Source organism: Aeromonas popoffii, assembly GCF_037818705.1.
In the GTDB taxonomy this organism is placed as follows: domain Bacteria; phylum Pseudomonadota; class Gammaproteobacteria; order Enterobacterales; family Aeromonadaceae; genus Aeromonas; species Aeromonas popoffii.
In genome coordinates this window covers 2,902,437-2,917,123 of the sequence record NZ_CP149129.1, presented here as the reverse complement: position 1 = coordinate 2,917,123, position 14,687 = coordinate 2,902,437, and the positions used below count along the sequence as shown (strand labels likewise).

Sequence of the window (14,687 nt, the reverse complement as noted above, 5' to 3'; positions counted from 1 at the left end):
TTACTCTGCCTCAAGGTTCTGATTCAGACGCTGCCGGGGCCAGCCGGCTTGCCAAACAGCACGCTCAGTTTCTGCTGCCAGGGGAGGCCACGGGCCTCGCGCAGCATGTCGCGCCACTCGTGGAAGGTGAGGGTGAGGGGGTTGAAGCTGTGGATGGGCTTGGTGATGCCAAAGCGACACGGCTCGGCGGGGTCCTCTTCCACTAAGGTACCAAACAGCCGATCCCAGATGATGAGCACGCCGGCGAAGTTGCTGTCTATGTATTTGGCGTTGCTGGCGTGGTGCACCCTGTGGTGGGAGGGCGTATTGAAGACCCACTCAAGCCAGCCGAGCTTGCCCACCACCTGGGTGTGGACGAAGAACTGAAAACCCAGGCTGAGCAGCACGGTCGCCACCACGGCCTGGGGCGGGAAGCCGATGAGGATCATGGGGATCCAGAACAGCCACATGCCTGAGATGGGATACATCAGGCTCTGGCGAAAGGCGGTGGAGAGGTTGAGTCGCTCCGAGCTGTGATGCACCACGTGGGAGGCCCACAGCCAGCGCACGTGGTGGCTGGCAAAGTGGAACAGCCAGTAACAGAGATCCTGCAGCAAGAAGAGCAGCAACAGGCTCCAGATATTGAGCTCGATATCGAACAGCCGCCAGCCCCAGAGGGTGTCATACAGATAAACGATGGCGATGGCCGCCAGCGCATCGCCCCCCTGATGCATCAGCGCCAGGGTGGCGTTGGCGAACAGGTCTCGCCACTGGTAGGTGGCGGTGGGAAAGGCCGTCCCGTGCTTGCGTAGATAGCACATCTCCCAGCCGATAAATGCCAGAAAGACCGGGGAGAGGTAGAGCAGCAGCAGTTGCACATCCATGGTGGGCATCCGGTTTGACCAGTTGTGTTCCAGCATACCGAATGGATTTAATATTTCATTAGCATATTGCACTGCCATCGGCTGGCTGACTCATGGCAAGCATGATGGTAAGTATCTGTTTTAAAGTGATAAAAAGATGGGTGAGGGACCTGGCAGGGGCGAGGTCCCTGGCACAGTGTTGCTGCGGGATCCTGCGCCATTATGATGGCAGGCCAAGTCCGGGATGGAAAAACAGAGGGAGCCCTGGACTCCCTCTCCTGCTTTTTTCGGCTGTCAGCGTCAGAGCACCTGACTCAGGAACTGGCGCAGGCGCGGGGAGGGGGGATTGTCAAAGAAGTCGGTCGGCTTCTCATCCACCAGCAGCTCACCGTTTTCCATGAAGAGCACCCTATCCGCCACCTCGCGGGCGAAACCCATCTCGTGGGTCACCACCACCATGGTCATGCCCTCGCGGGCCAGCCCCTTCATCACGTCCAACACCTCGCCCACCATCTCGGGATCGAGGGCACTGGTGGGCTCATCAAACAGCATGATGCGCGGCTGCATGGCGAGCGCCCGGGCGATGGCCACCCGTTGTTGCTGGCCGCCTGAGAGCTGGGACGGATAGCTCTCAGCCTTGTTTGACAACCCCACCTTCAGCAGCAGGGCCTTGGCCCTGTCCCGCGCGTCGTTGCGCGACAGCCCGCGCACCTTCTGCGGGGCGAGGCAGATGTTGTCCAGCACGTTCAGGTGGGGGAAGAGGTTGAAGGACTGGAACACCATGCCCACCTCTTCCCGCAGTTTGTTGACGTCACCCGGTTCGGTCAGAGAGATGCCATCGACTACTATGTTGCCGTCGTTGATGGTCTCCAGCTGGTTGAGGGTGCGCAGGAAGGTGGATTTACCCGATCCGCTCGGCCCCACTATGACTACCACTTCCCCTTCGGCCACCTGGGTGCTGACGTTTTTCAGGGCGTGCACCTCGGTGCCATAGAATTTCTCGACACCGGTTGCCTTGATAATGGGATCAGTTGCTGCGCGCATATTTCACCTCCAGACGACGTACCAGGAAAGAGAGGGTACCGGTCAGTACCAAATAGAGCAGGGCCACGGTGAACCACACCTCGAACGGGCTGAAGGTGGAGCTGACCACCTCGCGCCCCGCCTTGGTGAGATCCGTGATGGAGATGACAGACACCAGCGAAGAGTCCTTGATGAGGTTGATGAACTGGCCTGCCAGCGGCGGCAGCACCCGCTTGAATGCCTGGGGCAGGATGACGTAACGCATGGTCTGGGCCGAGGTGAGCCCCAAGCTGCGACCGGCCTCCATCTGCCCCTTGTGGATGGAGCTGATACCGGCGCGCACGATTTCGGCCACATAGGCGCCGGTAAAGACCGCCAGCGCGGCGACCCCGGCGGTGAACCTGTCCAGGTTCAACACAGTGCCGATGAAAAAATAGACGATGAAGATCTGCACCAGCAGCGGCGTGCCGCGAATGAGCTCCACATAGGTGACCGCCAGATTGCGCAGGGCCGGGTTGGGGGAGAGGCGCGCCAGCCCGGCCAGGGTGCCGAGCAGGATGGCGAACACGCCCGCCACCAGGGAGAGCTTGACCGTGACCCAGACGCCCCAGGCGATGGGGCCTGCGGTCCAGGTGAGTTCGGTATCCAGGGTATCGCCCCGGAAGATGGTATCCCCTTCTGCGACCTTGATCCCTGTGCTGGCAATGGCCTGGCGCTGATTGGGGTCGAGATCGTTTTGCAGGAACAGTTTGCCCTGTTCGGCGCTGGTGGTGCCGGCGATCACTGTGCCGTCAAATTCGGCCAGGTTGTTCTGCTCTGCCTGATAGGCGATGTATTGGGGAATGCGCTCCCAGCGCCAGGTGTAATCCACGGACTGAACCGCTTTATAGATGCCGAATACGGCAGCCAGCAGCATCAGCAGAAAGACGCCGTGCCAGATCAGCTGATTGGGCTGTTTTTCCATCTGTCTTGTTGGGTTGTGCACTGTCGCAACCTCGTTGTAGTTATTTATTGTGTGGGGATCTGCGTGAAGGGGCGGCAGGCCGCCCCTTGCGAGGTTACTTGAGCTGATTCAGCCAGGCGTTGGATTCGAACCACTTCTTGTAGAGGCGGTCATAGCTGCCGTCACCCTTGATCTGGCGCAGGTAGTTGTTGAACCAGTTGAGGGTGTCCTGGTCGCCCTTGCGGATGGCCCAAGCCAGTGGTTCGAAGGTGAACGGCTTGTCGAGGTGCACCACGGCACCGGTGTTCTGGGAGGCGAAGATGGCGTTGTAGGGCAGGTCGTAGACGAAGGCATCGACCTTGCCATTGATGACTTCCAGCTTGGCGTCGTCCTGGGTTTCAAACTGCAGCAGGGTGGCTTTGGGGATCAGACGCTTGACCGCCTGCTCGCCTGTGGTACCGAGCTTGACCGCGATCTTGTACTTGGGATCGTTGAGATCGCTGAAGGACTTGATCTCGTCCGCCTTATCCTTGCGCAGGACTATGGTCTGGCCCACGACTATGTAGGGGTCGGCGAAGTTGACTCTCAGGTTACGCTGGGGGGTGACTGTCATGCCGCCCATGATGACATCGAACTTGTCGGTCAGCAGCGCTGGAATGATGCCATCCCAAGCGGTGTTGACGAACTCGACCTTCACGCCCATCTCCTTGGCGACCATCTTGGCAAGATCCACATCGAAGCCGATGTACTGGCCCTGCTTGTTGGTCATTTCGAAGGGTTGATAGCCGGCGTCGAAGCCGACCCGCAGCACACCGCGATCCAGCACGGCGTCCAGGGTGGAACCGGGCGCAGCACTGGCCAGTCCACAAAACAGCAAGGTAGATAGAATGAGCTTTTTGATCATAAGTGACGTCTCTGTCGATGTTGTGTTCAGCCTTGAACCTGCTCCCGTGCGACTCCGTGGCACAAGAGACTGCTGCATCCGGCAACAGGTAAGACAGGATTATTGTCTTGGTTGAGGCAAAAGCCCCATATGAGATTCCATATCTTGCGTGCTGAGTGAAAAATGTACCAATTTCCGATTGTGCCAGATGACTCAATAGGTTAGTGGCGCTTTTTCCCCGTGACTGCACTCATAAAATCACACGAAAACAACATATCTATCTAATGGAGCGGGTTCAAGTCCAAAATGCCGGCGGGACACTTTGTTACACCGACCCCCCGTATTCAGTGGTGCCAAACGTTACTCGCCCTCCGGCGGGCCGCAGGAGGGGATTCTTATGGGGCATTCTCAGCGAGATTTTATGCAACAAGTGAAGGTTTGATGAGGATTTAATCGGGTTCCAAAGGGAGGTGCTCTGACTTAGACGATGGTGGTGGTCGAGCCTGTGCGCCCTGGCGGCCGATGGCGCCCTTTATCAGGCCAAGGGCAAGCACCGGATCTGCCGATTGGCCTGACGCCTCAAGGCGCTTACTCCGGTTTCAGGATCTGGGTGCGCGGCGCCTGGGCCTTGAGGAAGGGGAGCAGCAACAGGGCCGAGACCCCGGCCGCCACCGAGATCACGACGAAGAAACCGTTCCAGTGCCAGATCTCCATCACCTTGGCCAGCGGATAACCCGACAGCGCGGCCCCCATATAGGCGAACAGGCCGACGAAGCCGGTGGCGGCCCCCGCCGAATTTTTATGGGAGCACTCGGCCGCTGCCATGCCGATCAGCATCTGGGGGCCGAACACGAAGAAGCCGATGGTGAAGAAGCAGGCTGCCTGCATCACATAGCTGAAGAAGGGCATCAGCCACAGCGACCCCACCGCCAGCAGGATCCCCACCGCGAAGATGAGGTTCATCGGCCCGCGGTTGCCGTTAAACAACTTATCCGATCCCCAGCCCGCCACCAGAGCGCCGATAAAGCCCCCCACCTCAAACATCGAAATGGCCGAGTTGGCGCTCATCAGGTTGAAGCCGCGCTGCTCCGTCATGTAGAGATTGCCCCAGTCATTGATGGCGGTGCGTACCACATAGACCAGCACGTAGCAGCACGCCAGCAGCCAGATATAGGGGTTGCCGAGCACGTATTTACGCAGGATCTGGTGATGGGAGAGCCCCGCATCCTGAGTCTGCTGGGCCAGCTCCATGGCATCCTTGCGCCAGACCCCCACAGTGGGTAGCCCCATGGCACTCGGGGTATCCCGCAGTCGCCAGCAGAGAAACAGCCCGGCCACAATGGCGATGACACCGGGCACTATCATGCCGTAGCGCCAGCCATGCTGCAGGGCTATGGTGCTGACGATAAGCGGAATGAGGGCTCCGCCCACGTTGTGGGCCGTGTTCCAGGCTGACCACCAGACTCCCCGCTCGCTGCGGGAATACCAGCTGGTGAGCAGCTTGGAGCAGGGGGGCCAGCCCCAGCCCTGAAAGAAGGCGTTGGCGACCCAGAGTGCCGCAAACAATCCCAGGGACGACGAGAGCCCGAACAGTATATTGATGACGCCGGTGGCCATCAGCCCGAGCCCCATGAAGTAGCGCGGGTTGGCGCGGTCGCTGATGATGCCGGAGAAGAACTTGGAGCAGCCGTAGGTGATGTAGAACAGGGTCCACAGCATGCCGATGTCGGATTTGTTCAGCATGCCGTCTGCCAGCATGTCCGGCATCGCGAAATTAAAGCTCTTGCGGGTGAAGTAGAAGACCGCGTAGCCCAGGTACATGGTCAGCAGAATATGCAGTCGCCAGTGACGGTAGCTGGCATCGATCTCGGCCTGATCACGAATGAGCGGCAGTGGCGGCGCACTGCGCATAAAGTTCAGCATAAGACGGTCTGCTCCCGGGATGGCGCGTCAGTCATGGGGATCTTCCCGTTTGCGATTGGGCAGGTGTACGGTCAGCTGGGTGCCGTGGAGGCAGGAGAGTTGCAGGCCGCCGCCGAGCGCCTGTACCCGTTCGCGAATACCGAGCAGGCCATAGCCCTGCTGCGAGCGATTTTCCGGCAGACCGCGCCCGTCGTCTTCCAGCACCAGTTGCAGCAGCTCGCCGCTGGTACGGGCACGAATGGTGACCAAGCTGGCATTGGCATGCTTTACCACGTTGTTGAGCCCCTCCTGACAGACCCGAAACAGGGTGACCCGCTGGGCATCGGAGAGATCCCCATCCGCCAGCTGCCACTCGAGCCGGGTGACGATACCGCGGCGCTCCAGCTCCAGCTCCCGCAGCAGGCCGCGCACCGCCTGCTCCAGACTCATGTCATCGAGCTGGCGGGGACGCAGGCGACCGAGCAGACCGCGCACTGCATCGTAGATGCCGAGCGACAGGGTCTCGATGAGAGCGCTGCTCTGACCCACCCCGGCGTTGTCCGGCGCGAGGCGGCGCACGATACCGGCCTGGGTGCGGATGGCGGTGATGGTCTGGCCTATGTCGTCGTGCAGCTCGCGAGCCACCTCCTTGCGGATGCTCTCCTCTGTTTCCAGCAGCCGCTCGGTGAGCTGACGGTTGTGGGCGAGCTGGCGGGTCAGCGCCTGATTGAGTTCGCGCTGGCGCTGGATCCCGGCACCCAGCAGCAGGCCGGTCAGGCTCTGGGCCAGCAGGGAGAGCAGCAGATCCAGCGGGTGTTCGTGCCAGGCCTGCCCCGCCATCAGGGCGACCGTGTTCATCAGGGTAGCGAGCAGGGCCCCCTGCCAGCCGTAGCGCCAGGCCATGGCCATGATGGGAATGGCGAGGCAAAACGGGGTGAAGCGCACCAGCGAGTCCGGCAGGCCGAGCTGCAGCCAGAGGCTCAACACGAACAGCAGCAGATACCAGACCAGATGGCGAAAGCGCCAGTCCACCGGTTGATCCACCAGCGCTGGCCCGAGCGGTACCCAGGTAGCACGGGTCAGATAGTGCCAGATCAACATGCAGGTGGAGGTGAGGGTCAGGCCGCCGGTCAGGGTGAGTAGCAAGGCGGTGAGGCCATCTTCCCCGGCCAGATGCCAGAGCAGGGATTGCAGCAGCGCAGCCACTGTGACGGTGGCCAGCAGTACCAGCAGCTGTTGCCAGTCGTTGCGCACCTGTTGGCGGCGGGCGATGAGCAACGGCAGTAAGGTGAGCAGGCTGCCCGCCTGGATCAGTGGCCACAGCGGCAGCCCCACCTCCTGATTGAGCCAGTAGAGCAGCAGGGATTCACACAGCAGCAGCGGCGGCCAGTAGGCGATCGGGCTTTGCAGCAGGAGGCCGAGGCGCAGGCCGAACGGAAACAGCAGCACCGCCAGTATGGGGGATCCCGCCAGATGCAGGCTGATGCTCCACAGGCAAAACCAGCCGGCGGCAAAAATGAAGCCGGCCGCCAGCGAGATGGCGACATAGCTGGCAAGGCGGGGGATCACCAGCTGTCCAGCATGCGGTGGGCCAGCTCCACGTTGTTGCTGACCTTCAGTTTGTCCATCAGGTTGGCGCGGTGGACGTGCACCGTCTTGGGGGAGAGGCCGAGCTGTTCGGCGATGGCTTTGACTTCCAGCCCCCGTGCCAGCAGCTGCGCCACTTCCCGCTCCCGGTTGGTGAGGGGATCCTGGCTGTTGCAGGCGAGCTTGTGGGCGATGTCCGGGGTCAGATAACAACCACCGTGGGCGGCGGTGCGCACCGCGGCGATCAGCTCATCCGGGCTGCAGCGCTTGGAGAGAAACCCCTTGGCACCGGCCTGCAATGCCTGCTCGATCAGCGCCGGACTGTCGTGGACCGACAGCATCACCACGGCGAGGCCGGAGGGAAGGCGCTTGAGCAGGTCCAGCCCGGATTGATCCGGCATTGAGATGTCGCATACGCACAACTGCACGCCACTGCCCGGCAACCCGGCGAGGGCGTCGGCGGCCGAGCCGAATTCGGCCACGACCTTGAGGTCTGGCTCGAGATTGAGCAACTGGGCAAAACCGGAACGGACGATCTGGTGATCGTCGATGAGGGCAATCTTTATCATGATGTCAGCCTGAAATCTGCGGCCAGGGTGCTGGCGCGGCCAACAAGATACCTGCCGCCTCGCTCGGGCTCAAGAGGAAGGGCGCATTGTGGTCAGTATGGTGGGCGCTTCTGCCCCAAAACTTGATCGGGATCAGGGTGGGAAGAGCACGCGCCGTCTCCCGTGATGGTCGGGTCGACGCGTGCCCGTGGCGGCTAGCGGTGCAGCTCGCCAGCCCGTTCCGGCTGATAGACCACTTCCAGGATCTCGACCTGGATAGTGCGACCGGCGGGGCCGGGCCAGGCGATGCTGTCGCCCACCTTCAGTCCCAGCAGGGCACTGCCGACCGGTGCCAGCACGGAGATTTTGGACTCATCCCCCTGTACATCTTTCGGATAGACCAGAGTCAGGCAGAAGTCGTTGCCGCTGTTCTGCATCTTGAAGCGTACTGTGCTGTTCATGGTCACCACGTCCGGCGGCATGTCGGCCGGTTCACGCATCTCGGCGCGGTCCAGCTCCTCTTGCAATGCCAGGTGCTGCGGGTGGTTGCCGAGCAGCTGTTCGATGCGATCGAGATCCAGGCTGGAAATCACGAGATTAGGTCTTTGCATAAGATATTCCTTATCAATGGGTCATATGACCAGGATGGCAGACAAGCTGGTCGCAAAAGGGGTCGATACGAAAAAACAGATCGGGAACGCATGCCCCCGAACGACTCGCTGTCAGGGGCGAGGGCGGGGGCTCAACGGGGTGTGAGCTGGCTTGGAAAAATCATGAACGCTTTCATGGGGATACCATAACCATTCTGGACTGCTTTGGCAATTATCCTGATAGGGTTGTCAGGGGGGCTGATAATCGTCCTGAATGCGGTTGTGGGCCAGCGGCATTCGCTCGATTGTCAGCGGCTCCTTGAGGCAGCGGGTGGCGTCCTCCTGCACCTCTACAGCCATGCCGCTTGGGGCGCCCTGATAGGTGCGGATGACATAAGGAGGGATGACCACAAGGGCATGGGCCTGAATGGCCGGAAAGAGCAGGCAGCAGCACAGGAGGCCGGATCAGGAATGAGTGCACAGTGTAACATCCCGTCACTGCCAGTCTGCTCACTCCATTCAGGGTGGCGCGTCAATCGAAGAAATCCCTCAGATCCAGGGTCTGGTAGCCCTCCAGCTGCTGCCAGGGCAGCTGTTTTGGCAAGGTCTTGAGGGTCACCGTCATCCGGTAGCTGCGATAGCCGTCGAGGCTTGCCGACTCCACCACCAACGGCAACTGCCAACGGCTCGACCAGAGGATACGGGTGCGCTGCTTGCCCTCGCGCCCTTCATACCAGCGCGCCTGTTCGGGGGCGGCCTCATCAAGGGGCGTCATCCCTTGCAGCAGGGCCGGGTTGATGAGGTAGCGGATCCGCTCCCAATCGGGTTTGAATGCCACTTGGCCATACTCTTCCACCGGCACCTCCACCAGCTGGTTGTGCCAGCTGTCGGCGTAGCGCAGTTGCAGCTCACCCTCCTCACTGCGGCTGACCCAGCGCGCGGCCATCTGATGGGTGAAGTGTTTGTGGCCCGGGGTGGCATCGTGGGTGGCGTGATAGGCGCGTGCCAAGGGCAACGGGATGAGCCGCTGGCTCCACACCTGGTTGCCGACCCGCATCCACTTCTCTTGCCAGCTGTTTTCCCTGGCAATGCCATCGCTGCTGGTGACCCTGTCGTGATAGCTGATCCGGGCGGCCAGATCGGGGGCCTCCCCGGCCTGAGCCTGAAAGGAGAGGGCGCTGCCAAGCAGCCATAACGGAAGTAACAATCGCATCATCATGCTTGATCGCTCGAAAGAGCCGGGGCCCGGGTTCAGACATCCGGGCCCCTGCAGCTTACAGACCGAGCGCCTCCTTCAACTTGCCGAACACGCGGGTATTGTCGAGCGTGCCCTTGAAACGGCTGCTACCGGCGCCGTCTGCGAACAGCATCACATCGCCGCCGCCGTGGGTCTCGGATCCCAGCTTGACGCCGGTCTCCTGCAGGTAGTCGTCGCTCATCACCTCATCGCTGGTGAGGGTAGGACGCACCGCCGGGCGGTTGGGACCGTTACCGAACACCAGGGTGGTGAAGGGTTTGCCATCCACGTCGTTCTGGGTCGAGCCGTCGGCGTTCTTGACCAGATCCAGCACTTTGTTGCCCTTGGCGGAGTAGCCGTTGATGGTCATGGTGTGGTCGTGGTCGGCGGTGACCACGATCAGGGTATCGCTCAAGTCCACCTTGCCGAGCGCCGTTTTGACCGCGTCATCCAGCGCTACCGCATCCGTGAGGGAACGCTTGGCATTGGTGCCGTGCAGAGCGTGGTCTATGCGCCCCCCTTCCACCATCAAGAAGTAGCCCTGGCTGTTCTGGCTCAAGAGATCGATCGCCTTGGCGGTCATCTCGGAGAGGGATGGCTGGGTATTGGCCGCCCCCTTGGCGACGCGGTCCAGCTCGTAGTCGAGGTGGGATTTAGGACTGAACAGGCCGAGCAGCTTGCCACTGCTGATCTTGGCCAGATCGCTCTGGGTGGTGACATAGCTGTACCCCTGTGCGGTCAGTTCGGCGGTGAGATCCCGGCCATCGGCGCGGCCGCCCTTGTTGCTGGCGCTGTAAGGGGTCCAGTGATTGGCGCCGCCCCCCATCAGCACGTCCACCCCGTCCCCGAGCGCGGCGTTGAAGCCAGCCCCGCCCGGCACCGCCTGCGCAGCGATGGCATAGGCGGCATCCCGGTGGCAGATATGGGCGTAAGTCGCAGCCGGGGTGGCGTGGGTCAGCTCCGTGGTGGTGACGGCGCCGACCGACTTGCCCGCCGCTTTGGCCAGCTCCAGTATGCTGGGCACAGGCGAGCCGTTGTCGCTGGTGCAGTTGTTGATGCCCTTGTTGCCGTTGGCATCCTTGGCCGGAGCGACGGCCTTGGTGTCGCTGCTCATGGCGATCACCTCGTTGTTCATTTTGACGCCCGTGGTGTAGGCCGCCATGGAGGGGGCCGAATCCGTGGTCTGGGCATCGTTGGAGAAGGTCTTGATGCGGGCGCTGCGTGGCAGCTTCATCATCTCCAGGTTGCCCTCTTCGCCCACCTTGAACAGACGAGTGGCGGTGAGCACAGTGGGGCCCATGCCATCACCGATAAACAGGATGACGTTTTTGGCATCGCTGGCCTGGGCCTGGGCAAAGGAGCCGAGGGCGGTGAGCAGGGCGGTGCAGACGAGGGTTTTGTGGTATGGGGTGGTGCTTTTCATGGTAATGCTCCTTACAGCCCGGCTGCAGCCTTGACCTTGCCAAAGACGGCGGTGTTATCGAGTGAGCCGTGGAAGCTGTCCGCTCCCTGGCCGATGGCGCCGAGGAAGACGTCGGTGCCGCCATGGGTCTCGTTGCCTAGCTCGCCCACCTTGACCACCACCTCCTGGTGATAGTCGTTGGCGGCGACAGTGGCGTCATCCAGCGCGGCGACGTTGCTGCGCGGGCCATCCACCCGGTTGTAGCCGTTGCCAAAGCCGATGATGGTGTAGGGCATGCCATCGCTATCCTTGCTCGGTTCGCCGGTCTCGTAGTTCCTCACCAGCCCGAGCACGCCCGGATTGTCAGCCGTGGTCTTGCCGGTGCGTTTGGCATAGCCGTTGAGTACTAGGGTATGGTCATGGTCGGCGGTGACCACTATCAGGGTGTTTTTCAGCTCGGGGTCGCTCTTTTTTACCTCGTCGATAGCGGCCTTGATGGCGTTGTCGAAGGCGAGGGTATCTTGCAGGGCGCGTTTGGCGTTGGTGTCGTGCAGGGCGTGATCGATACGTCCCCCTTCCACCATCAGGAAGTAGCCCTTCTCTTTATCCTTGAGCTGCTTGATGGCAGCCAGGGTCATCTGGGCCAGCGACGGCTCGCTGGCGGGGCGGTCCAGGTCATATTTCATGTGGCTTGCACCAAACAGCCCCAGCAGCGGTTTGCCCGCCTCGGCCTTGTTCAGCTCGTCCAGATTGCTGGCGAACTGGTAGCCCTTGGCCTGCATCTCGCTGATAAGGTTGCGGCCATCCTCCCGCTTGCCCTTGTCGGCCAAGGGCAGGAAGAAGCTGCTGCCGCCACCGAGCACCACATCCAGCCCCTCTTTCAGGGTGCCGTTGTAACCGACGCCGCCCGGCACCAGCTGGACGGCGATGTCATTTTCCAGATCCCGGTTGCAGATGTGCGCATAGGTGGCGGCCGGGGTGGCGTGGGTGACCCGGGTGCTGGTCACCACGCCGGTACCACGGCCATCGGCCTTGGCCAGCTCCAGCAGTGTGGTGACCGGCTTACCGGCGCTCTTGCTGCAGTCGCTCTCATAGGTGGCATCGCCATCCATGCTGATGACACCGTTGTTGCTCTTGACCCCGGTCATGTAGGCCGCCATGGAGGGGGCCGAGTCGGTGACTTGGGAGTCGTGGGAGAAGGTCTTGATGAAGGCCGTCTCCGGCAGGGTATCCATGGTAAGACTGCCCTCTTCTCCTACGCCATAGATGCGGGCCGCGGTCAGGGTGTTGAGGCCCATGCCGTCACCGAGGAAGAAGATGACGTTTTTGGCGCCGGACTCTGGGGTGTCGCTGTCGTTGTTGGAGTTGCAGCCGGCGGCCAGGGCGGTGCCGATCATCAATGCAAGTCCTGCCATTTTTCTCATTGGGGTTCGCTCCTTGTAAAACCTGAGCGAAGCCTAAAGGGATCAGATGACACTTTTAGTGGTTATCGATGACAATCCGGTGAAGACAAGGCTTGAATGTTATGTTGTATCAATCAGTTATCTGCAAAGACCAGTCGAATGAAACGCGGGCTTGTGCTGGTGGCAAGGGGCGCTCGCGCGTTGGGGGTTTACGTTCATGGGGCTAGAATGACCTGTCAAATCCGGGCATCAGCAGGTAAAATACGCCCCCTTGCGACGCCTGACGTCCGCCATTGCCCGCCGCTCGTTCCATAGCAAGCCAGCGCCCGCAGCCCCTACAGAGAGTAACGGATATGTCCATCAACTGGTTCCCCGGCCACATGCACAAGGCCCGCAAAGAGATTGCCGAGGTCATGCCCCAGGTCGATGTCATCATAGAGATGCTCGATGCCCGCATCCCCTTCTCCAGCGAAAACCCACTGGTGCCCGAGCTGCGTGGCGATACCCCTGTTATCAAGGTGCTGAACAAGGCCGATCTCGCCGACCCCGAGATCACGGCGCTGTGGGTGGCCCACATGGAAAAAGAGAAGGGGATCAAGGCCCTGCCGCTGACCCAGCAGGAGCCCGAGAAGATCAAGCAGCTGCTGACCCTGTGCCACGAGATGCTGCCGGAGCGCAATCTGGATCTGCGCGGCGTGCGGGCCATGATCATGGGCATTCCCAACGTGGGCAAATCCACCCTGATCAATACCCTGGCGGGGCGCATCATAGCCCGGACAGGCAACGAGGCGGGGGTGACCAAGTCCCAGCAGCGGATCAAGCTCGATAACAACGTCGTCCTGACCGATACCCCTGGCTTTTTGTGGCCCAAGCTCAACCCGCCCTCCTGTGGTTATCGGCTGGCGATCACCGCAGCCATCAAGGACACGGTATTTGACTATGCCGACATCGCCATGTTTGCCGCCGATTACTTCATCAAGGCCTATCCGGAGCGCGTCAAGGCCCGCTACCAGATAGCCGAGCTGCCGGAAACCGAGATCGAGCTGCTGGAGTTGATCGCCCGCCAGCGCGCCTTCATGCGCAAAGGCGGCTTGGCCGATCTGCACAAGGCGTCCGAGATCCTGGTGAACGAGTTCCGCTCAGGCATGCTGGGGCGCATCTCACTGGAAACCCCAGAGATGGTGAGCGCCGAGATAGTGGCGGCCGAAGAGGATGCGGCGCAGAAGGCCAAGGAGAAGGCCGAGCGTGAAGATGAGCGTCAGGCTCGTGCCCGCCGCAAGTACGCCCGAAAGCGTCAAAAGTAGATATCAAGCTGTTACTCCGGTGTCGACTGGCGCAGCGTTACCGGGTGGTGTCGAGCCATCCGGACGAGCCAAGTCGAGACAAGAGAAGAGTAAGGCCCCATAAAGCAAGAGGCGACCCCGGGGTCGCCTCTTGCTTTATGGGGCCAGGACAATGGCTTCAGCCAAGGCGCGTGCGCGCCGCCTCAACGGCGAATATGAAGAAGGGGAGCCAGGCTCCCCTTCTTGCACACGATGGCATTCACTGCGCCGTTACTGCTGCTGGATGACCCAGATCTGGAACGCTTTGCGGGTTTCTGTATCGGCCTTGTTGTACCAGCTCTGCAGCTGGGTCAGGGCTTCCGGGTTGCTCTGAGCCTTGTTCGGGGCAACCTGGACCGGCGCGCTGGCGGCGGCCATGACGGCGGCGCTGGATACGGCGACCGTGGTCGGCTGGTTGAAGGCCTTGCCCATACCCAGCAGCTCTTGCTGGTAGTCACGGGTCAGTTGGAAGCCTTCGACTTTCGGCAGCACGAACTGCTCGCTGGCCACGATTTGACCGCTGCTCTTGTCTTTCAGGACCACTTTTTGATCCTTGACGAACTGTATTGCTTCGGTTTCGTTGCGTGGCTTCTTGTAATCCAGCACCAGTTTCTGATTGTCGGCTGCGGTGAAGTTGATCACCAGCGGCTCGGCGGTCACCAGCTTGATGTCGCTGCGGCTGGAGTAATTGCCTTCGAAAGCGACGACCAGCTGATGATCACCCGCCTTGATGGGGTAGGTGCTGGACTTGTCGAGCAGCTTGGGATTGATGGGCTGACCATCGATCAGCTGGACGACATAGGGGTTGGTGACTTCCAATTGGGCATCGGCCAGGGCGCTACCTGCCCACAACAGACCAGCCAGAGCCGGCACCAGAACAGTCAGTTTCATTTCATCTCCTTGAACAGTCAGGCGAGTGCCCACTGAAAAACAGGGGGTCATTTTTACAGGTTTGCCCAAGGGCAGCAATAGGCGTTTATGACGCCAGGTATTGGCCCGACAACC

At 61.1% G+C, this 14,687-nt stretch carries 13 protein-coding genes and 1 pseudogene; 1 reads left to right on the top strand and 13 read right to left on the bottom strand.

What is annotated here, in order from left to right; all coding sequences use genetic code 11:
- Positions 1-23: 23 nt before the first annotated feature.
- The 12 genes and pseudogenes from WJM78_RS13230 to WJM78_RS13175 form a co-directional block, all read right to left on the bottom strand.
- Positions 24-863: a sterol desaturase family protein gene (locus tag WJM78_RS13230; protein WP_339009787.1), complete on the bottom strand. Its 840-nt coding sequence runs from the start codon at positions 861-863 to the stop codon at positions 24-26.
- A gap of 279 nt (positions 864-1,142) precedes the next feature.
- A complete protein-coding gene (locus WJM78_RS13225) occupies positions 1,143-1,886 on the bottom strand; it encodes an amino acid ABC transporter ATP-binding protein (protein ID WP_042870747.1) in 744 nt (247 codons plus the stop codon).
- The gene (locus tag WJM78_RS13220; RefSeq protein WP_339009786.1) at positions 1,870-2,829 is read right to left on the bottom strand and encodes an amino acid ABC transporter permease; all 960 of its coding nucleotides are present in this window, start codon (positions 2,827-2,829) and stop codon (positions 1,870-1,872) included. The genes WJM78_RS13225 and WJM78_RS13220 overlap by 17 nt, the downstream gene beginning before the upstream one ends.
- Positions 2,830-2,923: 94 nt before the next feature.
- Positions 2,924-3,712 (bottom strand): transporter substrate-binding domain-containing protein, encoded by a 789-nt coding sequence (locus WJM78_RS13215; RefSeq protein WP_042036502.1) that lies wholly within the window; start codon positions 3,710-3,712, stop codon positions 2,924-2,926.
- Between the two features lie 567 nt (positions 3,713-4,279).
- On the bottom strand, positions 4,280-5,614 hold the full coding sequence (locus WJM78_RS13210; protein ID WP_042036503.1) for an MFS transporter: 1,335 nt from the start codon (positions 5,612-5,614) through the stop codon (positions 4,280-4,282).
- A 27-nt stretch (positions 5,615-5,641) separates the two neighbouring features.
- Complete coding sequence (gene uhpB / locus WJM78_RS13205) at positions 5,642-7,162, bottom strand: signal transduction histidine-protein kinase/phosphatase UhpB (protein WP_042036504.1); 1,521 nt, start codon at positions 7,160-7,162, stop codon at positions 5,642-5,644.
- A complete protein-coding gene (uhpA, locus tag WJM78_RS13200) occupies positions 7,159-7,749 on the bottom strand; it encodes a transcriptional regulator UhpA (protein WP_042036506.1) in 591 nt (196 codons plus the stop codon). The genes uhpB and uhpA overlap by 4 nt, the downstream gene beginning before the upstream one ends.
- A 194-nt stretch (positions 7,750-7,943) precedes the next feature.
- Positions 7,944-8,339, bottom strand: a complete 396-nt coding sequence (gene rnk / locus WJM78_RS13195; protein WP_108536168.1) for a nucleoside diphosphate kinase regulator — start codon at positions 8,337-8,339, stop codon at positions 7,944-7,946.
- 264 nt (positions 8,340-8,603) lie between these two features.
- Positions 8,604-8,774 (bottom strand): annotated as a pseudogene (locus tag WJM78_RS13190) (ABC transporter substrate-binding protein); the annotation flags it as partial.
- Positions 8,775-8,850: 76 nt separating this feature from the next.
- The gene (locus WJM78_RS13185; protein WP_042036631.1) at positions 8,851-9,534 is read right to left on the bottom strand and encodes a hypothetical protein; all 684 of its coding nucleotides are present in this window, start codon (positions 9,532-9,534) and stop codon (positions 8,851-8,853) included.
- Positions 9,535-9,592: 58 nt separating this feature from the next.
- The gene (locus tag WJM78_RS13180; RefSeq protein WP_339009781.1) at positions 9,593-10,978 is read right to left on the bottom strand and encodes an alkaline phosphatase; all 1,386 of its coding nucleotides are present in this window, start codon (positions 10,976-10,978) and stop codon (positions 9,593-9,595) included.
- 11 nt (positions 10,979-10,989) lie between these two features.
- Entirely contained in the window at positions 10,990-12,381 is a 1,392-nt protein-coding gene (locus WJM78_RS13175) for an alkaline phosphatase (RefSeq protein WP_339009780.1), read from the bottom strand.
- Between the two features lie 332 nt (positions 12,382-12,713).
- Between WJM78_RS13175 and ylqF the strand changes: the two genes are divergently transcribed.
- The gene (gene ylqF, locus WJM78_RS13170) at positions 12,714-13,664 is read left to right on the top strand and encodes a ribosome biogenesis GTPase YlqF (RefSeq protein ID WP_212514143.1); all 951 of its coding nucleotides are present in this window, start codon (positions 12,714-12,716) and stop codon (positions 13,662-13,664) included.
- 249 nt (positions 13,665-13,913) lie between these two features.
- Here the strand turns inward: ylqF and WJM78_RS13165 are convergent, their stop codons facing one another.
- The gene (locus WJM78_RS13165) at positions 13,914-14,573 is read right to left on the bottom strand and encodes a DUF2057 domain-containing protein (protein ID WP_042036514.1); all 660 of its coding nucleotides are present in this window, start codon (positions 14,571-14,573) and stop codon (positions 13,914-13,916) included.
- Positions 14,574-14,687: the final 114 nt, after the last annotated feature.

Excerpts from the sequence above, each read along its gene's own strand:
- WJM78_RS13215 (WP_042036502.1), bottom strand. The coding sequence starts at position 3,712 with ATGATCAAAAAGCTCATTCTATCTACCTTGCTGTTTTGTGGACTGGCC.
- WJM78_RS13225 (WP_042870747.1), bottom strand. The coding sequence starts at position 1,886 with ATGCGCGCAGCAACTGATCCCATTATCAAGGCAACCGGTGTCGAGAAA.
- WJM78_RS13230 (WP_339009787.1), bottom strand. The coding sequence starts at position 863 with ATGGATGTGCAACTGCTGCTGCTCTACCTCTCCCCGGTCTTTCTGGCA.
- rnk (WP_108536168.1), bottom strand. The coding sequence starts at position 8,339 with ATGCAAAGACCTAATCTCGTGATTTCCAGCCTGGATCTCGATCGCATC.
- WJM78_RS13185 (WP_042036631.1), bottom strand. The coding sequence starts at position 9,534 with ATGATGCGATTGTTACTTCCGTTATGGCTGCTTGGCAGCGCCCTCTCC.
- WJM78_RS13210 (WP_042036503.1), bottom strand. The coding sequence starts at position 5,614 with ATGCTGAACTTTATGCGCAGTGCGCCGCCACTGCCGCTCATTCGTGAT.
- WJM78_RS13165 (WP_042036514.1), bottom strand. The coding sequence starts at position 14,573 with ATGAAACTGACTGTTCTGGTGCCGGCTCTGGCTGGTCTGTTGTGGGCA.
- uhpA (WP_042036506.1), bottom strand. The coding sequence starts at position 7,749 with ATGATAAAGATTGCCCTCATCGACGATCACCAGATCGTCCGTTCCGGT.
- WJM78_RS13180 (WP_339009781.1), bottom strand. The coding sequence starts at position 10,978 with ATGAAAAGCACCACCCCATACCACAAAACCCTCGTCTGCACCGCCCTG.
- WJM78_RS13220 (WP_339009786.1), bottom strand. The coding sequence starts at position 2,829 with ATGGAAAAACAGCCCAATCAGCTGATCTGGCACGGCGTCTTTCTGCTG.
- ylqF (WP_212514143.1), top strand. The coding sequence starts at position 12,714 with ATGTCCATCAACTGGTTCCCCGGCCACATGCACAAGGCCCGCAAAGAG.
- WJM78_RS13175 (WP_339009780.1), bottom strand. The coding sequence starts at position 12,381 with ATGAGAAAAATGGCAGGACTTGCATTGATGATCGGCACCGCCCTGGCC.